This is a genomic window from Sporomusa sp. 246TCP1, from assembly GCF_057319775.1.
Window position 1 is genome coordinate 4,776,414 of record NZ_CM170492.1, and the last position, 20,679, is coordinate 4,797,092.

Annotated in this window: 23 protein-coding genes and 1 tRNA gene; 10 read left to right on the plus strand and 14 right to left on the minus strand. The window is 42.3% G+C overall.

All coding sequences use genetic code 11. The annotated features are described in order from the left end of the window. Positions 1–72: 72 nt before the first annotated feature. Positions 73–1,869, minus strand: a complete 1,797-nt coding sequence (locus AC1ECB_RS22620; RefSeq protein ID WP_485665900.1) for a heme NO-binding domain-containing protein — start codon at positions 1,867–1,869, stop codon at positions 73–75. A gap of 214 nt (positions 1,870–2,083) precedes the next feature. Between AC1ECB_RS22620 and AC1ECB_RS22625 the strand changes: the two genes are divergently transcribed. Next, complete coding sequence (locus tag AC1ECB_RS22625; RefSeq protein WP_485665901.1) at positions 2,084–2,710, plus strand: nitrite reductase; 627 nt, start codon at positions 2,084–2,086, stop codon at positions 2,708–2,710. Positions 2,711–2,820: 110 nt separating this feature from the next. Here AC1ECB_RS22625 and AC1ECB_RS22630 read toward each other — a convergent pair whose 3' ends face one another. Beyond that, positions 2,821–3,051, minus strand: coding sequence for a hypothetical protein (locus tag AC1ECB_RS22630; protein ID WP_028972008.1), 231 nt, complete (start codon positions 3,049–3,051; stop codon positions 2,821–2,823). A gap of 208 nt (positions 3,052–3,259) precedes the next feature. On the opposite strand from AC1ECB_RS22630, the gene AC1ECB_RS22635 reads away from it, so the two are divergent. From AC1ECB_RS22635 to AC1ECB_RS22650, 4 genes are all read left to right on the plus strand, one after another. Beyond that, positions 3,260–3,400 carry a hypothetical protein gene (locus AC1ECB_RS22635; protein ID WP_169718051.1) on the plus strand — a complete coding sequence of 47 codons (141 nt, stop codon included), beginning with the start codon at positions 3,260–3,262 and terminating at the stop codon, positions 3,398–3,400. 34 nt (positions 3,401–3,434) lie between these two features. Further along, a complete protein-coding gene (locus AC1ECB_RS22640) occupies positions 3,435–3,560 on the plus strand; it encodes a hypothetical protein (RefSeq protein ID WP_485665902.1) in 126 nt (41 codons plus the stop codon). A gap of 104 nt (positions 3,561–3,664) precedes the next feature. After that, positions 3,665–3,808 (plus strand): hypothetical protein, encoded by a 144-nt coding sequence (locus AC1ECB_RS22645; protein ID WP_021168154.1) that lies wholly within the window; start codon positions 3,665–3,667, stop codon positions 3,806–3,808. Positions 3,809–3,933: 125 nt separating this feature from the next. Continuing rightward, complete coding sequence (locus AC1ECB_RS22650) at positions 3,934–4,170, plus strand: hypothetical protein (RefSeq protein ID WP_485665903.1); 237 nt, start codon at positions 3,934–3,936, stop codon at positions 4,168–4,170. Between the two features lie 56 nt (positions 4,171–4,226). Here AC1ECB_RS22650 and AC1ECB_RS22655 read toward each other — a convergent pair whose 3' ends face one another. Continuing rightward, complete coding sequence (locus AC1ECB_RS22655; RefSeq protein WP_485665904.1) at positions 4,227–4,448, minus strand: hypothetical protein; 222 nt, start codon at positions 4,446–4,448, stop codon at positions 4,227–4,229. 577 nt (positions 4,449–5,025) lie between these two features. Between AC1ECB_RS22655 and AC1ECB_RS22660 the strand changes: the two genes are divergently transcribed. Continuing rightward, complete coding sequence (locus AC1ECB_RS22660) at positions 5,026–5,796, plus strand: porin family protein (protein ID WP_485665905.1); 771 nt, start codon at positions 5,026–5,028, stop codon at positions 5,794–5,796. A gap of 44 nt (positions 5,797–5,840) precedes the next feature. On the opposite strand, the gene AC1ECB_RS22665 is transcribed toward AC1ECB_RS22660, so the two are convergent. Then, complete coding sequence (locus tag AC1ECB_RS22665; protein WP_485665906.1) at positions 5,841–6,053, minus strand: hypothetical protein; 213 nt, start codon at positions 6,051–6,053, stop codon at positions 5,841–5,843. Between the two features lie 100 nt (positions 6,054–6,153). Here AC1ECB_RS22665 and AC1ECB_RS22670 point away from each other — a divergent pair, with 100 nt between their 5' ends. Continuing rightward, the gene (locus AC1ECB_RS22670) at positions 6,154–6,327 is read left to right on the plus strand and encodes a hypothetical protein (RefSeq protein WP_485665907.1); all 174 of its coding nucleotides are present in this window, start codon (positions 6,154–6,156) and stop codon (positions 6,325–6,327) included. A 146-nt stretch (positions 6,328–6,473) separates the two neighbouring features. After that, positions 6,474–6,620, plus strand: a complete 147-nt coding sequence (locus tag AC1ECB_RS22675) for a hypothetical protein (protein ID WP_485665908.1) — start codon at positions 6,474–6,476, stop codon at positions 6,618–6,620. Between the two features lie 173 nt (positions 6,621–6,793). Here the strand turns inward: AC1ECB_RS22675 and AC1ECB_RS22680 are convergent, their stop codons facing one another. The 8 genes from AC1ECB_RS22680 to AC1ECB_RS22715 all read right to left on the minus strand — a co-directional run bounded on the left by AC1ECB_RS22680 (position 6,794) and on the right by AC1ECB_RS22715 (position 12,842). Beyond that, positions 6,794–7,288: a hypothetical protein gene (locus AC1ECB_RS22680; RefSeq protein WP_485665909.1), complete on the minus strand. Its 495-nt coding sequence runs from the start codon at positions 7,286–7,288 to the stop codon at positions 6,794–6,796. A gap of 263 nt (positions 7,289–7,551) precedes the next feature. Continuing rightward, complete coding sequence (locus AC1ECB_RS22685) at positions 7,552–8,169, minus strand: hypothetical protein (protein WP_485665910.1); 618 nt, start codon at positions 8,167–8,169, stop codon at positions 7,552–7,554. 255 nt (positions 8,170–8,424) lie between these two features. Next, positions 8,425–8,500, minus strand: a tRNA-Thr gene (locus AC1ECB_RS22690). A 49-nt stretch (positions 8,501–8,549) separates the two neighbouring features. Then, positions 8,550–9,800 carry an HD-GYP domain-containing protein gene (locus tag AC1ECB_RS22695; RefSeq protein ID WP_485665911.1) on the minus strand — a complete coding sequence of 417 codons (1,251 nt, stop codon included), beginning with the start codon at positions 9,798–9,800 and terminating at the stop codon, positions 8,550–8,552. A gap of 73 nt (positions 9,801–9,873) precedes the next feature. Further along, entirely contained in the window at positions 9,874–10,146 is a 273-nt protein-coding gene (gene nrdD, locus AC1ECB_RS22700) for an anaerobic ribonucleoside-triphosphate reductase (RefSeq protein WP_485665912.1), read from the minus strand. 87 nt (positions 10,147–10,233) lie between these two features. After that, on the minus strand, positions 10,234–10,803 hold the full coding sequence (locus tag AC1ECB_RS22705) for an indolepyruvate oxidoreductase subunit beta (protein ID WP_485665913.1): 570 nt from the start codon (positions 10,801–10,803) through the stop codon (positions 10,234–10,236). Then, positions 10,803–12,584, minus strand: coding sequence for an indolepyruvate ferredoxin oxidoreductase subunit alpha (gene iorA, locus AC1ECB_RS22710; RefSeq protein ID WP_485665914.1), 1,782 nt, complete (start codon positions 12,582–12,584; stop codon positions 10,803–10,805). Before iorA ends, AC1ECB_RS22705 begins: the two co-directional genes overlap by 1 nt. A gap of 60 nt (positions 12,585–12,644) precedes the next feature. Beyond that, positions 12,645–12,842, minus strand: coding sequence for a hypothetical protein (locus AC1ECB_RS22715; RefSeq protein WP_485665915.1), 198 nt, complete (start codon positions 12,840–12,842; stop codon positions 12,645–12,647). Between the two features lie 436 nt (positions 12,843–13,278). Here AC1ECB_RS22715 and AC1ECB_RS22720 point away from each other — a divergent pair, with 436 nt between their 5' ends. Together AC1ECB_RS22720 and AC1ECB_RS22725 are read left to right on the plus strand one after the other, a co-directional pair. Continuing rightward, positions 13,279–13,608, plus strand: coding sequence for a hypothetical protein (locus AC1ECB_RS22720; RefSeq protein WP_485665916.1), 330 nt, complete (start codon positions 13,279–13,281; stop codon positions 13,606–13,608). Between the two features lie 40 nt (positions 13,609–13,648). Beyond that, positions 13,649–16,381 (plus strand): cation-translocating P-type ATPase, encoded by a 2,733-nt coding sequence (locus tag AC1ECB_RS22725; protein ID WP_485665917.1) that lies wholly within the window; start codon positions 13,649–13,651, stop codon positions 16,379–16,381. Positions 16,382–16,727: 346 nt separating this feature from the next. Here the strand turns inward: AC1ECB_RS22725 and AC1ECB_RS22730 are convergent, their stop codons facing one another. Together AC1ECB_RS22730 and nifJ are read right to left on the minus strand one after the other, a co-directional pair. Continuing rightward, a complete protein-coding gene (locus AC1ECB_RS22730) occupies positions 16,728–17,048 on the minus strand; it encodes a hypothetical protein (RefSeq protein WP_485665918.1) in 321 nt (106 codons plus the stop codon). A 104-nt stretch (positions 17,049–17,152) separates the two neighbouring features. Then, positions 17,153–20,659, minus strand: a complete 3,507-nt coding sequence (nifJ, locus tag AC1ECB_RS22735) for a pyruvate:ferredoxin (flavodoxin) oxidoreductase (RefSeq protein ID WP_485665919.1) — start codon at positions 20,657–20,659, stop codon at positions 17,153–17,155. Between the last annotated feature and the right edge of the window lie 20 nt (positions 20,660–20,679).

The following is a 20,679-nucleotide window of genomic DNA, read 5'->3' on the forward strand; positions in this document are numbered from 1 at the left end:
TTCCCGCCTGGGTCATCACCGACTGGATAAGCAAGCGAAGGCGGGGTGTTATCCCCCGCCTCTGGTACAACATTAGGTACGATAGGTGTTAATATCTTCACTAAAATGTTGAATTACAGTCTTGAACTGGGTAATTTTCCCCATCATATCATGCAATTTCTCATTATAGATATGTACCGAAGCACTAACTTCTTCACTGGCGGCGGAATTTTCCTCCGAAATAGCTGCCAATGATTCAATTTTTCCATATACCTCATTGAGACCGGTCATTTCCTGTTCCAGCTTAATAATCATATCTACAATATTTTCAGCTACCAGATGAATGTTGTCTAAATGGCGGGTGTTACCAACCACCACCTCATTCATTTGACGGCTTTCAGTAGCCAGGATATCAAACTCATCTTCAATCATTTGTACAACGCTGCCGATAATATCCATAAGTATTTTTAAGTCGCTTGATATACTTTCCGAATGATGCTGCGACTGCTCTGCTAACTTGCGAACCTCTTCAGCTACTACGGCAAAACCACGGCCCTGCTCACCGGCACGGGCGGCCTCAATGGCAGCATTAAGTGCCAATAAGTTAGTCTGGCCGGCAATAGCAGCCACCATACCGGTAATTTCATTGATTTTAGTCGCCTGATTCTGGAGATGTCCTGCGGAAGACTTAACCTCAGAAAACTTGTCTAAACTATGCCCCAGCTTATTGCTGGATACCTGTATATCGGCAAAACCCTTATTAATTTCATCTACCGCTGCTTCCAAGCGCTCTTTATTCTGACTTTGCTCAGTTACTACCGTCCGCAAGGTTTCAAGGTTACCATTTAAGATCCCCACTGCCGTTTCGGTCTCCATGGCCTGATTAGTAGCAGCAGTAGCCACATCATGCACCACTCCTGATATTTCATCTGAAGTATCCTTCATCCGTGAAGCCAGAATATTAAAATCGTCACCATATTTATTCATTTCATCGGTTATCCCTTTAAAACCAATGAATTCGCTCTTAACCCTCAGCTTGTACTCTGCCAGCATATTCATGATAACTTCAAACTCGTCGCTAGATTTCAGCTTGGTCTCAGTATAGTACTTCCGCTCCTGAATTGCGATCAGTTCCTCTTTAATGGCGGCAAACGGCCGAAGCAGCAGCCCAGCACCACCAGCAGCTACTCCGCCGCTAACCAATGCCGTCCACAACGGTACATTAACCCCGGCTGCCATCAGCACCCCGTCTACCACTAGTGATGCAACAACCACCCCTAGACCAATTTTGGCTGGAATACTCCTCATCACCCCAAAGGATAGCAGCTTGTTCCAGCGGTAAACCTTGGTATGGCTGACTGGTTTGGGGAAAGTAATGAGCATCTTCAAGTGCTCTGCCGAAGACTCCACAATCTCGGTCTTAATGTCTTCTTTGAAAAACTCGGCCGCCCCTGCTAATAGGCCTTTCATATAGCCAAACATGCCGCGTTTAGAGCGATAGCTTACTATCGCACTATATTCCGACACCGGATCAACCAACAACTCAGGCGGCTTAGCCCCCGATATCCTTTTTACCATAACAACATGGACATCATACATGGACCGGAGGAAAGAATATAGGCTTTCCTGGCGGAAAAAGGCCGGATAGGCCTGCGCAAAAGTTATAACATTATCTTTCCCAATATGTAACCATATCTCATCTTGGCTTTTACCTGTCTTTTCGGCTAAATACTTAACAAATGCCTTGGGTTTTTCATCTTCAACTTCCTCTGTGGGTAAAAACATTTTATCAGGCTGCCAACCAACATGCTGCATTGCTTCCGTGGCCAATGACTCGCCCCATATCTTCTGGGCCGTGTTGACCCATGTTCCAACAACTGTTCCTTTCATCAAATCCACTCCAATATTCTAAAAATTATTGTATTTTGTTGGAAATCATTCTCCTCGTAATATTCGCGCCAATATTGATATTTTCCTCTATTATTTTTGCATTCTTCGCGACTTTTTCCGGCCAATTTTTTACTTGCCCACTATCTTCGTGAACTAAATCACTTTACGAATTGATAAAACCTGCTATAATTAAGGAAAAACTTAGGAGGATATTATGACTCATCAACCAACAACCCTACCACTTGCCCCACGTCTGCCTGGTGGCCTAGTTACACCTGTCATGCTACGCCGTTTGGCAGATATTGCAGAAAAATACACGGGCGCCATCAAGATCACCGGCAATAGTATTGTCATCCTGGGTCTAAACCCGCAAGATCGCACTCTGGCTTTGGCTGAACTCGGCCTTACTAATCAACCGCTGTCAGCCAAGGCCGTACGCAGTGTAGTCGTATGTGCAGGCAAACCCTATTGTTCACGTGCTCAGCAAGACAGTACCGCCCTTGGAGTGGCACTTGACAATAAGTTTTACGGAGCTAAGCTTCCCGGAAAACTGCGCATTGGCATCAGCGGTTGTCCCAACGCTTGTTCAGAAGTGTTTGTCAAGGATATTGGTCTTTATGGAGTACCTGCCGGCTATACGGTTGTTGTCGGCGGTAACTCTAGCCGCCAGGCACGGCCCGGACGTATTATCACTGAAAAAATACCGCCAGCAGAAGTTTTACCCTTGGTTACCAAAATAATTACTTACTATAAAACTTATGGACAACCTGGTGAACGGTTAGGGCAAACTATGAGTCGTCGCGGTTTTGAGGATCTTGCCATAGCTACAGGAATAAACTAATGCCTTCACGTAAAGCAGGCAGTGTTAGATAGTACCAAAACCGTCTGTGACGATGAACTGAATGAAATAAAAATCCGCACAATGAATTGTGCGGATTTTTATTTCATTCATTACCGGCCGCCAAGCAGCGAGGTTGTAATAACTACTGGCTCAAGCGCTTGAAAACGTGTATTTTCAAGTGTCTGCAAGTCAGTAGTTAACTTGGCCAGTTCCTCTTTGAGCACTGTTTTTGTGTAGCCGAACTCTTCGAGCTTATGTACCGCTACATTTAGTTCATTAATCTTATCCACATACTCTTGATGGATCCGGACAATTTCCAGACCTGTTTTTACGTTCTTCATTATACGCATCACCATTGTTTAGATATTCTGTATCTATTATGCCCATTAGTGATGCACTAACTCAGAAAACCTAGTTTCTTTTCTGCAGGCCTAACGCTTGCAACACTTGCCAACTCTCTGGTAAATATTTTTTGGATTTCAATCCAATTCTTACTGTGTGTACCATTGCTATACTCTGGTTAAACTATCAAACGAGGAGGTGGTAATTATGTTTCATAAAAAGAAACGTAATTCTATGCTGAACATGGATATGGATTTTGACATGACCTCCATGCTAAAGGTCGTGGCAGTCGGCGCGTTTATTTATCAAGCCGCCAAATTCATGATTAACGAAATCATCGACGACTAAAACGCCTCCCATCTTAGCTAAAGGAGGTGATACCATGGCTAAAAAACAAGAACAGTGCAATAGCGGCGGTGGCTGTAAAGAGTCCAAAAATGTAGAATTCGGTAAAGAGATTTGCCCTGATAGTAAGGAAACCAAAAAAGAAGAAAAATGCCGTAAATAATACCAGAGGGTGGATATTTCCACCCTTTTATTTTTTTAGAAAGATCAATATTATCATGGTATATTTATCCAAATCAGGGAATACTAGAATTGGAGGTGAGTGAAATGGGATTTAAAGATTTACCAGGCAGCACAGCCACCAAACAAAGCCAGTCCGCTGCTAACAAAAGTACAGCATCACAAAACACGACTGCTAATGATGCCCTTTCAAAACAAGAATCTCTTACCAACACAAAATCTTCTCAATAAGTAAGCCTTACCCCCTTATAATAGTAGAGCGGCATTATGCCGCTCTATTATTATTTTTGCAAAATGCTATTGAAATAAAAAGTTTGGGAACACTATATATAATCGTAAACATGAGGAGGGATTTGATGAAAAAACTTATTTCCGGTATGTTTTCAAGTGTACCTGATGCCCAGTTGCTGCTTGCTACCACTGGTTATGATGAAACTGCACCCGAAAACGCAATAGATAAGTTAAGCGATTATGGCAGGGATAACAGCCAGACCCGCACTGAAGTCACTCCCTCTATTGTCTCCAATAACATAACCAACGAAGCCTCCGATCATGCAGCCATGAATAAAGCCCTTGATGATTCTCTGCCATAGTTTTGCCATAAAGGTATGAGTCTTAAGTCATCGACTAAGATAAAAGATCCCCACAGTTATTTACCTTGTGGGGATCTTGGCATTAACAGCATATCTTTACGCCACATGATTTCCTTGTAAATGGCAATAATATCGGAACTTAACCCCGCTAAAATACTGGGATCAGCGTCCGGCGACAGCTTATAGCGCTCTTCCAGCATCACCAGCAATTCATTCAGGCGGTTTAAATCCTCCTCAGCCCTTTCCATTTCCTCCCGGTACCAGTTCATTCCACACATTTCGATAACCTCCCTACTTAGTTGTTCAGAGATATTCGGGCTTAGCAAAGAAAATCCTGCATAGGAAGAGTGACCCCGCACTTTCTAGATATTTGCTTAACTCTGACGCTACCACCCCCACATAAATAATCAGTTTTCACTGATACTATAGTGGGATAGTTTAACCAAACCGGGAGGCGTATGCTTTATGACAACAATAGCAATTGCAGCATTAGTTGTAATCGGAGTATGTCTTATAGCCATCGCGTACTTTGAAATGTTATCCTATCCCTGGCAATAACTAAATTGCCGTTAGGGGGCTATTATAGCCCCCTGAGTTTCACCAACTTGCTACCTCACAACTTCCCCAGTAAGCGCCATGATCCAAGATTATTGTTTTTCTACAAATGTTTGTATGCAGTTGTTTTGAATTTATGGCTACAAAGGCCCCCGGCACATGCTGAGGGGCTTAACTATTTCTCATTATGCTTAAATTATAAATATAATATTAATAAAATAAAAGGATATTTGACAATAAAGGTAGTATTTAGTTATAAATATACATATTTCGACAAAATAGAAAAGGTGGATAATTACAATGAAAAGAAAAAAAATCGTAGCTTGTGTTTTAACTGCTCTTTGCATGGCTAGTATGAGTACTGTAGCCACAGCTGCCACCGATAAATCAAATAAGGAGAGTACAACTATTGAAGTACGCCATTGGAATCCAAATCTTGATGGCAGTATAAAAGTAACTGACAACGGTGTAGGTACCAATTTAGATTTTAGCCGTGATCTTGGTATGGGCGACAAAAATTTTAATGAAATTCGCTTAACCTTCGGCGAAAAAGATAAATTCCGGGTTGCTTATACCAATTTCGATTATTCCGGACACAACCAGCTTGATCGATCTATCGACTTTGATGGTAAACACTATAATGTTAATGAGAATGTTACGAGTAAAATGGACATTAAATATTACCGTGCTACCATGATTCATCCGTTGTCAAAATCAGCCAATTTCAGCTCAGAATGGATGATTGATATTAAAGGATTTACCTTTGACACGGCTATTGATTCCGCTATAACCAAAAGCTCCAAAAAATTCAGCTGCGCATTACCTACCATTGGGGTAGCAGCTCAAGGACAAATTGCTCCAAATACCACGGCATTTGCTGAAATTTCCGGATTGCCACTTGGCAGTTATGGCCATATTTATGACTTCGAAGCCGGCATCAAGTATGAAATGGAAAGAGACATCTCTTTAACTACTGGCTATCGTTCATTTGACCTCAAGGTTAAAAATGACGAAGACTATGCTAAAATCAAATTAAATGGCCCATTCTTCCAAGCCGCTTATCACTTTTAATCCTGCTCCTTACTTTTCCACCCCGGCCTGTGCGTTTCTTTCGGCTAAATCACGCTATCTTTTATGGCTCCTATTCTGTCCGAATTATTAATATCTCTTATGGCTATTTCTAGTACTTTAGGCAATAGCAATTGTTCTGACACTAAAAGGTCTTGTCCGTTCATGTTTTGAATGACCTTTTGAGCTAAGGTTGTAATTATCTCGCATTGTTTTGGCGGGACATCTTTTAATAATTTACTAACATCCTGTATACTCATTTATCTATCCTTTCCCAGCCCCGGCAAGGGTGGTTTCAAAATAATATAAAAATGCATGCGCAAGCACTTCCTGACAGAACCTATATCAGGAGGTGCTTGCATGCTTAAAAAATCTAAAATAAAGTCATTCACCAGTGAAAATGTCAAGAGCACTGGTGACAATGCCCGTGCACGCGAACAAACAAATAGTTCAATAAACTCCAACTCTACTGCTAATGATGCCGAATATCTTAAGGAATTGGAGCAGGTTATCAAGGACCGGGCGGCAGAATAGCCGCCCTCTTTATTTATCTTTATATTTCTTTATTTATAAAGGGGTTTCTATACACGTAGTTTGTGCAGTACAGTCGATGCATTTTATCACTTCCTAACAACCTAACCCGTATAATAAAGTAACCAGCACTATAAGGTGGTGATAATTTGATTATTGACTTTGATGAACGAAAATTTAGAGCTGAAGTTATAAATATGGTTCGCCCCTTAGGACTAGACAAGAGTCTGATTGGGCAAGTAGTGTCTCAAGCATTACTTGCCGTCCGTAGAGCAAGTAAACCAGTAAAAATGTAATTTTACACACAGCCGCTAACGCGGCTTTTTTTTGCCTTTTAGCTTGTTTCTGCCGTGATTCGGGTATTACCGGTTGCGGCTGGTGGCAAAAACCTCCTCATACCGAAAGACAGAAAAATAAATACATATCAGTTGCTCACCAGGACGATCCCAGCAGGCGGCAACACGAGAAATTATTTAATAATATAGCATTGAATATTTTCAAAAACATACCCACCCTGACCACTTTCGAGTTCATGAAAATTCGTGGTGTAGAAATGATCGCCACTTGAACTATTATAATACCTAAATAAAGGAACTGTCTTGGAATGTTTCTGCTTATAGACGTAGCATTGGATACCTTCATAGACGTAACCATCTCTACCCCTGCCAAGTTCTTCAAAATTGGTAGTATAAAAGTGATCCCCGGTTTTGTTGTTCCAATATCTGTGTAGAGGAACTGTTCCTCGCTTATGATGGTTATAAACATATCCTTCGACGCCTTCATATACATAATCACCACCTCCATAACCAAGTTCATTAAACCTAGTTGTGTAAAAGTGATCTCCATTTGAATTATTATAATATCTGTGTAAAGGAGACACATCTGAGTAATGGGCGGCGTAGACATTTAATCCTGGCACCAATAATAGTACACCGATTAGAACAAGCATAAGTAATTTTTTCACTTCTTACATCTCCTCTTCATGTTTGAATTCCGAACTTCCATAATTTAATATTATACTCTTTTTTTTTGAATTTGTTTAGAAAACATTGGATAAGAAGAAATAAAAAAACGCACCCCGAAAGATGCGGTTTAACTGAAAGGGTGGCAATAGCGGCATACTATTATCACCATGTTTGAGTTTACATTGTAATTTTTAGAATTTGTTTCGAAAATATTCCCTCAGGAAACATTGAAGCAAGTAATCAATTGAAGGGAATACTTTTTTCATCTTCTATTCTTGTCCGTGAATTGCTTCAGTGCAACTTTTACGCGATATGCCGTGATGATAAGGGAAAGATATGCAACGTCTTCTACTATTTCTTCCATGATTTCGAAGTGCAACAATTTTTCGGCAATATTAGCAACTATGAAAGAAAAAATGACTAGCAAAAATTCACCAGTTGGGAAGCGACCTTGCTGGTAGAGTTTATAGGGAACCGCTAACAGTTTATACTTAATAACCGCGAATAGCCATGAAAGGATAACAACTGCAATCACCGGGTAAACAATTGAGGCATAGGGAAGTTGAGAGACAGGTATGAAAAAAGGGCCAGTAATAGGATCAATACCCACAGGATAAAACACTCTGCCCCAACTCATTTCCCGGCCTACCATTAATAGCCAGAGAGGAATTGACCAAGCTAAGAAACGAGCATGGTGGTACTGTCCGTCAGACTTGGCCTCTTGCTGCCATTTTGCGGTTAGCAATGCTCCTACAGATAGTATCACGACCTGTGACCACTCTAACGGACTATTTTCCCATCCCCAGGAGGGTGGTAAGTGACTGCCAATAAAATACGAGAGAGTAACAATGATTATCAAAATATACTTACATAAATACATATAAAAGACTTCCTTACTATAGAATATTTCAACATACTTATTCTACCACTAATATTTTTGAAAAGCACTCAAAACATTTGTCAAAGTTGGCACATTGTTAGTTGGATAAAGACGATATATTATTGCAACTTTTAAAGGCCCTAGAAGGTACTCGGATTTATGCAGATGTCTAAATACAAAAGAGACAAACGAATAATCTCGCCTGTCTCTTAAATTTGTGACAACTGCACCATTGCCACGAATGCCTGATTTTCCTGGAGCCGATAATCAGATTCGAACTGATGACCTACGCTTTACGAAAGCGTTGCTCTACCAACTGAGCTATACCGGCGAATTGGACACTCTTATTTTACCCGCTGCCGGGCAAAAAGTCAACATGACTAACGTTCATTTGTTGTCCAACTCATTTGCGCAACCTGATCGCACAGATTACTTAGGCTGCCACTATCGCTAAACAAGTCAGCGACGACCCGGCCGTCTATTTTGCGATTATCAGCCATACCCCGCATAATTCTTTCGACTTCGCGTACCGGAAGTGCCTGACGATAAGGCCGGTTTTCACTTAACGCTACAAAAACATCGGCTACGCTAACAATTCTTGAACCCAGTCTCAAAGAAGATTCAGCCATACGGAATGGATAGCCTGCACCGTCTAAGGTTTCATGATGAAAAGCCGCCCATTCAGCAATAAGTGAAAAGCCGTCAATTTGCTCAAGAATCCGGTAGGTGTAGTACGGATGCTGTTTAATTATGGAAAACTCTTTATCTGTTAGTTTATTCGGACTTTCTAATATTTCATTGGGTATTGCCAATTTCCCCAAGTCGTGAAACAAACCGGCAATTTTTATTAGCTTAATTTCTTCCCGACTATAGCCTCTAGCCTGAGCTAAAAACGCCGAAACCTGAGCAACGCCGCGAGAATGCATACCGGTAAAGCGGCTGGTTCTATCAATAATGGTAGCAAAAACCCCGGCAATATTTACTACATCATCAATATTAAATACCATCCGGCCATAGGTATCAATCTGACGAAAAAAGTTCTGGTAATAATTGGGGTTGGTCAAGTCGAGCCAAAAACTCTCCTGCCGGGCAAACTCATGCAAAGCCCGCACCAACTCAGGATCAAAATAACTGCCACTTAACTCTCGTATCGCTGATAACATATCCGGACGTTGCTCAAATATGTAGACCTTGTCTTTTAGCAATATCTCCAGACGATCAGCCAGGTTTATTATCCGGCTGGTTATAGGAATATCCTTACCAGCCAGGCCAGATGGACTAGAGCCATCCCATTTATCATGGTGATGCCGGATTGTCTCAGCCAGAATACCAAACTGCGGGGTATTCTTTAATAGCTCGTAACCCGCCTCGGCATGACGATATACGTCATCTGCCACCTTAAATACCTGTAGTTTTTTTCTTTCAGACCAATTGGATACAGCACCAATATCATGCAACAGCGCAGCATATACCAAGATCTGCTGTTGCCCCTCATTCAAGCCAATATGCTCAGCAATCCGTCCTGCAATCAGTGCTGTCCGCCAATGGTGTTTCGATAAACCGTCTGTTGACAGTTCTAGTGCTATTGATAATGCACTTACTAAATTACTAGGATGGATAGTAAACAACATAGTTTTTCCCCGCCTTAAACAAATTATCCGCGGCAATGGTCCTGATGCACCAATTACCGCGGACGACACAGTACTAAATATGGGCACACCGATCTGCCAATTCGGCTTGCTTCGACGAATTAAAGCGATCCTCTGTACTAAGATAGCCGGTTATCCGGCGCACTCTCTTAATTGGGGAGCGTTCAACTGCCTTAACTTCAATTTCATCCCCATGTATACTTAACTGTACGGCAGCAAGTTCTTTCCCTTTGCGGTTCCATAGCTGCTGCTCCGTAGCAACTATTTCTCTAATCTCTTCTTCCGTAATTTCTGACTCTGCAACAACTTTTACACCGTCAATTATCATATCTACCGTCTCCCTTTATTGGATACCCAATAATACTACTTATTCAATAACAGGCAATAGCCATTACGGTTATCCCGCTATCAGGTGCTATACCAAGTCCATGCCTGCTGTCAAAGCTTTTAAATTTAGTTCTTTAAATTTTGCTTTAACGTTGTCACCGATTATTTTTTTCCAATCAATAGCCTCAAGTCCCATGGATCTGATAATAGTGCCTAACAATATAACATTCATAACCTTGGGATTACCCAGCTCTGCCGCACGCTTTGCTGCATGGACTACTTTTGTTGGTACCTTGCTTGCTAATTCCTCCAAAATTCCGATCGGATAATCAAATTTCCCCGAAAGAATGGGCATCGAGTTTATTTCATAGTCATTTACCACAACTTTTCCGTCTGGTTTTAAATATTTCAACCAACGTAAGGCTTCCATTTTCTCAAAAGATACCAAGATGTCTGCTCCACCTACTTCGATAACTGAGGATTCCACTTTATCTCCGTATCTAACTTGCGAAGATACAGATCCGCCTCTTTGCGACATGCCATGAATTTCACTCATTTTTACATCGTACCCTGCTTCCATAAGGCCTGTTGTCAGAAGCTTGCTGGCAAGTATGGTGCCCTGGCCGCCTACTCCTACCAAAAGAATGCTCTTCACCATTATGCTTCCTCCTTTTGAATCGCTTGTTTCGGGCAAACCTGGAGGCAGACCTCGCAGCCTACGCAATCTAAGCCGATACTCGCCTTTTTACTGGTTTTATCAAAATATATTGCCGGACAACCTGTTTTTATGCAACTTCTGCAACCGATGCATACTTCAGTATCCACAGTACAACGCTTGGTAAAGCTTCCCTTAAACTCTTCTTTGTCCTGCGGCGAAAACTTCTTTAATACACAAGGCCATCTTGTGATTATTACCGCTGGTTCATTTAGGCTGAGCGCCCAGTCCAGCGCGTTTTCCACTGCCTTAAGGTTATTAGGATTGATAACTATTACCTGATCAATGCCACAGGCCTTTACAAGTTTTTCTATATCTACCGGCCTGGTCTCTTTGCCTTGCAAGGTATAGCCTGAACCGGGGTTCTCCTGATGTCCTGTCATACCGGTGATGCGGTTGTCCAATATTACGGTAATGGTATTACTCCGGTTATAGGCTACATCCAGGAGAGAATTGATGCCAGTGTGAAAAAAGGTAGAATCACCAAGAACAGCAACCGCCCGCATCGGTGAGTTCTCTTGCATGCTAAAGACTTGCTGCGCCCCATGACCGGCGCTAATACTTGCGCCCATACAAATATTATAATCCATAGCATTGTACGGCTCAGCAAAACCCAAAGTATAGCAGCCGATGTCCCCGGAAAGCAGGAGATTTTTCCGCTTACCCAAGGTATAAAATAAGCCTCTGTGCGGACAGCCGGCGCACAAGGTTGGCGGTCTTGGAACAACTTTATCCGCATCATAGTCAATGGACGGATTTTCTTTACCGTAAACTGCTTTTCTGATTACATCAGGTGTTAATTCTCCACAGAAGGGAATCAGGTTTTTACCGATACAATCAAAGCCTAATATGCGAACCTGTTCTTCAATATACGGATCATTTTCTTCAATAATATAAACCTTTTCGACTTTTTGGCAAAACTCTTTAATCTTCTCGGTTGGCAGCGGATAGGTAAAGCCTAGTTTTAAGTAGGACGCAGTATCGCCGAATACTTCTTTAGCGTAGCTGCAGCATCCCCCTGAGGCGATTACACCAATTTTGGCACTATTCCACTCGATATAATTCAAGCTGGTGTTATTAGAGAATTCCAATAGTTTTTGCAGTCGTTCTTCTACTTTTAATCGCAGTATTCTGGCATGAGCTGGTACTGTGATATACTTCTTTGTATTTTTTACATAATCTTTAATGCCAGCTTCTTGGCGGTCATTACACTCGACAATACCCTTAGAGTGACATACTCTTGTCGTCATCCTGAGCAACACCGGTGTATCATATTTCTCACTGATTTCAAAAGCAGCTTTCGTCATATCTTTGGCTTCCTGACTGTCTGCCGGCTCCAACATAGCTATCTTGGCAAATTTAGCATAATTACGATTATCCTGCTCATTTTGCGAAGAATGTTGACCAGGTTCGTCAGCCGTAACAAGCACCATTCCACCATTTACCCCTGTATAGGCATAGGTAAACAGCGGGTCGGCTGCCACGTTTACCCCAACATGCTTCATTGAGGCTATGGATCTCGCGCCAGCGATGGATGCACCAATAACAGCTTCTAATGCGACTTTTTCATTTGGTGCCCATTCTGCCAAAATATCCTCTTTATAGGTGGCGATATTCTCAAGTATTTCCGTGCTGGGTGTACCAGGATAGGCTGACGCATATTTTACGCCTGCTTCATAGGCTCCACGGGCGATCGCTTCATTTCCCGTTAATAATTTCTTCATGTACAACTCTCCTTTTGAGTAATGTATACCTAAAAAGCATCCCCGCGAGTCCTAAAGATGCTAAGCCTTAAGATCGATTGAGCCCTCTTTTTGAGGCAAATTCTTCTCATTTCCTTTATCTGCTTGCGGATTCTTTAGCTTATTCTTTTTTCGCGGCATACTTTGGTTAGTTAGTTGGTTAAAGTACTGAATGGGACGCACAGGCGAGATTTTCCCTAATCTTTCAATAGGCGGAATCGACGTCGGTTTTCGTTCCATTTAGCACACTCCCTTTTCCATGATCTAAACATATATATAATTATACCTGAACATTTTTAAATTGCATACCATTTCCTAGTTAACTCCGCCACAATTCAATATACTATAATCCAAAATTCGGTATCGTCTGTTTATAAATTTTTTCTTATCTTACTCATCTAGATAATTTATCGATTGACATATATTGCTATTTGATCATATAATATATAAAATATTTAAATATTGTCTCAAGGGGAGTAACCATACAGCAAAGTCGTCAAGAACGGTGCGTGCGCCCGGCTTTGTTGGCAGTATAATACTGTTGGTAAGACCTTGCCTTTTTAAAGGTAGGGTCTTTTTTTATAACTTTATTTAATAGAAGGGGTGATTACTATTAACCGGATTCTAAATGTTTGTAATGCTGGGTACAAACAACATGCTGTCTGGGGGGATGTAATTGGACTGGAAAAAAGCAACTGGCTACTTCGGCTTGCTATGCATCATAATTGCCGTCTTAGCCCAATTGATTGCAACTTTAGCCCCTAATTTTCTAGATATTGAACCCCATGAAGCAATAATCCGATGGGCAATCTATTTATGGGTTTACGCCATTATTGTGACAGGAATTTATCTAGAGCAAATAACCGGACATGTTTTCGAATTACTTCTCGGCTTGTTTGCCGGCATTTTATGCCTTGTGTTCTGGTTGACTATACCAGTCGCGCTAATTTATTTTTTTCGGGCGTTCGCTAAAATTAGTAAAGCCAAAGGAGGATTGCCTTTTTGATTCCCTACACAAATTAAAAAATAACAAGGAGGCGTACTTAATGAAAAAGCAGTGGCACCAGTTGACCTCAGAACAGGCTGTAGCTGAACTTAATTCTGACCTGGAGCACGGTCTGTCCTCGACCGAAGTAGCCAAGCGCCTGGCGCAATATGGCTATAATGAATTGCAGGAAAAAGCCAGAGAACCTTTATGGAAAAAGTTTTTAAATCAATTCAAAGATTTTTTAGTATTAATTCTAATCGTAGCCAGCCTTATTTCACTTGCAGTTGGTGAAGTTACCGATTCCCTGGTTATTATTACCATAGTACTACTTAATGCCGCCTTAGGCGTATTCCAGGAGGCTAAAGCAGAAAAAGCCCTAGAAGCCTTAAAGAAAATGAACACTCCAAGCTCTAAGGTTATCCGTAATGGTGAAACTACCACGATCCCTTCCCGCGAATTGCTTCCTGGTGACATCATTCTCCTTGATGCCGGGGATTATATTCCTGCCGATGTGCGTATTCTTGATTCCTTTAATCTGCGGGTCGAGGAAGCCTCTTTAACCGGTGAATCGGTGCCGGTTGAGAAAGATTGTTTTCCGATTGAAGGGGAACCGCCGCTGGCAGATCGCCACAACTTAGGCTTTATGAGTACAGTTGTAACTTATGGACGCGGTAAAGCCATCGCTGTCGGTACAGCAATGAATACCGAAATTGGCAAAATTGCTAAAATGATTCAGACTAGCGAAGAAGACACCACACCGCTGCAAAAGAAGCTGGCAGAGTTCGGCAAAGGTCTTGGCGTTGCTTGTTTAGCCGTTTGTGCCATCATCTTCGCTATGGGGCTATGGAAAGGCTATCAAGATGGTACGTTAACCTTTAACGAGGTCCAGATGATGCTTATGACCTCTATTAGTTTGGCTGTTGCCGCCATCCCAGAAGGCTTGCCTGCTGTTGTAACCATTGTGTTAGCCTTGGGTATGCAACGAATGGCCAGGAAAAACTCGATCATGAAAAGACTGCATGCCGTAGAAACCTTAGGGAGTATCTCGGTAATTTGCTCTGATAAAACCGGAACTCTTACCCAAAATCAAATGACCGTAGTTAAGATCTTCACCCCTGGTAAGTTGTTTGAGGTAAGCGGCGAAGGCTACAGTCCTGTAGGACAATTTACCCGTAATAAAGTAGCCGTAGACGTAAGCATTGAAAAAGACCTTGCCGTACTGCTGCGTGGTTCCATCTTGTGTAATGATGCTCAACTAAAATCCTCTGAGGATAAAAGCTGGTCAATTATCGGTGACCCAACCGAAGGTGCATTGGTTGTCGCCGGCTACAAAGGCGGCTATACGCAACCACAACTGACCGAACAATTCCCCCGGTTACAGGAAATCCCCTTCGATTCTGGCCGTAAAATGATGACTACCCTGCATCAAATAGATGGGGAACTTCGTACGTTCACCAAAGGTGCCCCTGATGTCCTGTTAAGCTGTTGCACCGCCATTACTGAAAATGGAGTAATTCGCCCCTTAAACGCAGAGGATAAGGCCGCCATCCAGGCAGCTAACAAGGATATGGCTTCTCACGCCCTCAGAATACTGGCAATAGCCTATCGCGACTTTAACACCAATCCGGATATGACCACTCCTGGCAATATTGAAAACGAGCTCGTATTTGTCGGCCTATTAGGTATGATTGACCCACCTCGTATGGAAGTTAGGGACGCTGTTGAGTTATGCAGGAGTGCTGGCATTCGCCCGGTAATGATTACCGGTGACCATCCGGATACCGCCTTCGCCATTGCCAAACAGCTTGGTATTGCCACAAATAATTCTCAGGTACGTACTGGTAAAGAACTTGATTCCATGTCTCCTGATGACTTAAAGAAGGCTGTAGAAACTGCCAGCGTCTTTGCCCGCGTATCCCCAGAACACAAAGTAGCGATTGTCGAAACCTTGCGTAGTAACAAACATATTGTAGCCATGACTGGTGACGGTGTAAATGACGCCCCCGCCTTGAAAAAAGCCGATATCGGTGTGGCTATGGGCATAACCGGCACCGATGTTACCAAAGAAACCGCCGATATGGTAATATCTGATGATAACTTTGCCACCATTGTCTCAGCGGTAGAAGAAGGCCGGGTTATTTACACCAACATTAAAAAGTTTGTCTTCTTCTTGCTTGCTTGTAATGTTTCTGAGATTCTAGTTATCTTTTTTGCCATGCTTTTCGGCTGGGCTATCCCGTTATTACCGATTCAGTTGTTGTGGGTTAACCTGGTAACTGATGCCTTCCCAGCCTTAGCACTAGGTGTTGAAAAGAAAGAACCGAATGTAATGAACCTCAAACCACGCGATCCGGCTGCACCATTATTGGATAGAAACCTAAAAATCATGATTTTGGTTCAAAGTATGGCTATTGCTTTCACGGTCTTAGGAGCCTTCCAATATGCCTTAGCCGAATATAATGGTGACCTTGCTATGGCCCGGACCTTTGCCTTTACTACCTTGATTACCACCCAGATTGCCTGCGCTTTCGTTGCCCGCTCGGAATACTATTCCGCGTTCTCCCTGGGTTTCTTCAGCAACAAGTACCTAAACGCCGGCGTTGGCCTCTCCTTCGTGCTGCTCTTGCTGTCGGTTGAAGGTCCCTTACATGTGATCTTTAAAACTGTTGAACCTGGTTTACACGAGTGGCCTTTCTTGATAGCAGCAGCTGTCATCCCCTTCTTTATTACTGAATGTGCTAAATGGCTGTTAAATTTATCCTCCAAACCCTCGCAGTCCGCAAAAGCATAAACAGCTAACCACTACGGCTTTACACAATTAAGACCAATTAGTTGAAAAAGGCTCAACAAGCAGATATCACTGCTTGTTGAGCCTTTTTTATCCGGACATCCAAACTATTAACATTATTACTTCTTTATCACAGCCAATCCGCATATGATGTACCGGGGGATATCATGGTTTTAGACGTCTTACTGGCAATCGGTTCTTTAGCAGTTGTTCCTATCGGAACAGTGCTGCTACTCTGGTTACTATCCATTTTAACACCAGACCATTAAGGTCTGGTGTTTTTTAGAAAACATGACTTGCGCCGAAAGCAAAAACCGATGTTGCCCTTATCCTGTTTACTTATCTAGTATTACCACCTATGCCAATCCCGGTGTTCCATAATTCTATGAATTTCTCTTTCGTGACGCTCATTCTCATGCCTTTGTCTTTCACGCCATGCCCGCCTCGTCTCAAACGGACGCCGCTTCATTTCTCTTTCATGACGAATATTTTCCTCGTGTATTCGACGGTTTCTTTCTCTTTCCCAACCGTTATGATGGTGGTCTCTTTGGTGCTCATACCGCTGCAGTTCCACCGGTTGTGGTGATGCTTCGGCTACAGTAGCAAATAAGCCTACTTGCATTAGTCCGACCATTGAGTATATCATAACCTTTTTCGCCATGCTTTGCATATGAATTCCTCCCCCTCCTTATTGTGGTAACCTAACTTAATAATAAACGCCAATTTTTAGAATTTATTTAGAAAGTATTAAATAAGGACGGGTAAAGAACAACATTACCGATCTGCTAATTGCCTGTATTTTTCCCAACGTTCCTTAGCATCTTGCTTGGTTTTTTCAAATAACGCGTCGGCAATATCGGGAAATTGCTTCTGTAGTGACGAGTAACGCACTTCACCCATAAGGAATTCTTTAAAATCGGTGGTTGCTTCTTTCGAGTCCATAGTAAAAGGATTGTTGCCAGTATCTTTTGCTTGAGGATTGTATCTATATAACGCCCAATAACCGCTGTCAACAGCTCTTTTAGCTTCCAATTGACTACAGCCCATACCCACTTTCAAGCCATGATTGATACAAGGAGCGTAAGCAATAATCAGGGACGGGCCCGGATAAGCCTCCGCCTCCGCAATCGCTTTGAGGGTTTGATTTTTATCTGCTCCCATGGCAATTTGCGCTACATATACATAGCCATAGCTCATGGCTATCATACCAAGGTCTTTTTTCTTGGTACGTTTGCCGCTGGCTGCAAATTTGGCAATAGCTGCTGTCGGAGTAGCCTTGGATGACTGACCGCCCGTATTGGAATATACTTCTGTATCAAATACCAGAACATTAACGTTTTCACCAGAAGCCAATACATGATCTAAACCGCCAAAGCCAATATCGTAAGCCCAGCCATCGCCACCAAATATCCATTGCGATCTCTTTACCAAAAAATCCCTATTTTTGTAGATTTCATTTAAAAGCGGATTATTACCTCTAACCCTTTCTAGAACTTTAATCAGTTTATCGGCTCTTTCCCGTGTACCTTCCCCTACATCTTTATTTACCAGCCAATCATTACATACCTTTTTGAATTCTTCTCCCAATGGTAACTGAGCTACTTTCTCAATATCCATAATCAATTTGTTTCTTACTTGTTTTACACCCAAGAGCATACCCAAACCAAATTCAGCATTGTCCTCAAATAAAGAATTTCCCCAAGCAGGACCATGGCCACGGTGATTTTTGGTATACGGAACAGACGGCGCACTACCCGCCCATACAGAAGAACAACCAGTAGCATTAGCTACCATCATTCTATCGCCAAACAATTGAGTCACTAATTTAGCGTAGGGAGTTTCCCCGCAGCCTGCACAAGCACCAGAAAACTCTAACAGCGGTTGTTCAAACTGGCTACCTTTAACCGTTTCTTTTTTAAGAGGATTGGGTTTAGGAGCTAAAAGCATTGCATAATCCCAAAGTTTTGCCTGCCCAAACTGAGTAGTAAGTTCTTTCATAACCAAAGCTTTTTCTTTAGCCGGACATATCTGGGCGCAGTTGCCGCAGCCAGTGCAGTCAAGTGGCGATATAGCCATTCTGAAATTCATATCTTTAACACCGGTAGCCGGTTTAGCCGTAAAACCTGCCGGAGCTTTTTTAATTTCTTCTTCATCAGCAAGTATCGGTCTAATTGCAGCATGCGGGCAAACATAAGCGCATTGGTTACACTGAATACATTCATCCACTTGCCATTCAGGCACGTTGATGGCAATGCCGCGTTTTTCATAAGCAGCAGTACCCAAAGGAAATGTGCCATCCTCTACAGAAATAAAGGCGCTTACCGGCAGTGCATCCCCCTCTTGCCGATTCATTGGCTTTAGGATATTCTCAATAAATGCCGGAACCTGTTTTACGCTATCTGTTACAGCCTGAGCATTTCCCCAAGAAACAGGAACACTGAATTTCACACTAGAGTTTACACCCCTGTCAATAGCTGCGTTGTTCATAGCAACAACTTTTTCACCTTTTTTGCCGTATGATTTTTCTACCGCCTCTTTCAAATAGTTAGCGGCCTCTTCCACAGGAATAATATCGGCAATTTTAAAAAAGGCAGCTTGCATGATCATATTGATCCTGCCGCCAAGACCGATTTCCCGAGCAATGCCTACAGCATCTATAGTGTAAAAATTGATATTATTCTCGAAAATAAAACGTTTCATAGCGGCAGGCAAGTTTTCATCCACTTCCTGCTCGTTCCAGGTACAATTAAGAAGAAAATTGCCGCCCTTCTTCAAGCCATCCAATACATTGTATTTATCTACATAAGATTGGTTGTGGCACGCAATAAAGTCCGCCTTATTAATAAGATAAGGCGCTTTTATCGGTTGTTTGCCAAATCTTAAATGAGAAATGGTTACGCCGCCGGATTTTTTAGAATCATAGGCAAAGTAAGCCTGCGCATACATATCGGTATGGTCACCGATAATTTTGATAGCACTCTTATTGGCACCAACCGTTCCATCTGAACCAAGGCCCCAGAACTTGCAAGCTTTAGTTCCTGTTGGCGTAGTGTCAATATCTTCCCCCAAAGACAGTGATGTATATGTCACATCATCAACAATACCAATAGTAAAATTATCTTTTGGCTGCTCCTGCTTGAGATTTTCATATACGGCTTGAATATGTCTGGGAACTACATCTTTACCCCCAACACCACAGCGTCCGCCAACAATCACTGGATGCCATTCGCTGTTATAAAATGCCGTCTTTACATCAAGATATAGTGGCTCGGCTAAAGATCCCATCTCTTTGGTTCTATCTAATACGGCAATTTTTTGGACCGTTTTAGGAATATACTTAAAGAAATGTTTAATAGAGAAAGGTCTGTATAAATGAACAGTCAACAAGCCAACCTTTTCTCCGTTAGCATTTAAATAATCCACCACTTCTTCAATTGCCTCACACATCGACCCCATCGCTATAATCATTCTATCTGCGTCTTTGGCACCGTAATAATTGAAAGTATGATATTCCCGTCCAGTAAGTTTAGTGACTTCGCCCATATAATCTTCTACAATTTCCGGAAGATCCTGGTAATAGTGATTGGTTACTTCTCTTTGCTGAAAATAAATATCAGAATTTTGAACAGTTCCCCGTAATACCGGATGATCCGGATTTAACCCTTTCCTCCGAAATTCATCCAATGCATCTCGGTCTAATAAATTCGCCAATTCCTCATATTCAAGTATTTCAACTTTTTGTATCTCATGAGAAGTCCTGAAGCCATCAAAAAAGTTGAGAAAAGGAACTTTTCCTTTAATAGCTGACAAATGAGCGACAGCCGACAAATCCATAACTTGCTGAACACTGCTTTCTGCTAACAGGGCAAACCCGGTTTGCCTTGTAGCCATAACGTCTGAATGATCCCCGAAAATACTGATGGCATTTGCACCAACAACCCTAGCGCTAACATGAAATACGCCAGGCAAAAGCTCGCCAGCAATCTTATACATATTCGGAATCATAAGCAACAGCCCTTGAGAAGCGGTGTAGGTAGTAGTCAATGCCCCTGCCTGTAATGAACCATGTACCGCTCCAGCCGCGCCACCTTCTGACTGCATTTCCACAACCTCAACAGTCTGGCCGAAGATGTTTTTTCTGCCTTGGGCCACCCACTCATCAACACTTTCGGCCATATTGGACGACGGCGTAATCGGAAAAATAGCGGCTACGTCTGTGAAAGCATAAGAAATATGAGCGGCTGCCGTATTACCGTCCATCATCTTCATTCTTCTCTTCATAAAAAATCATCCTCTTCCCT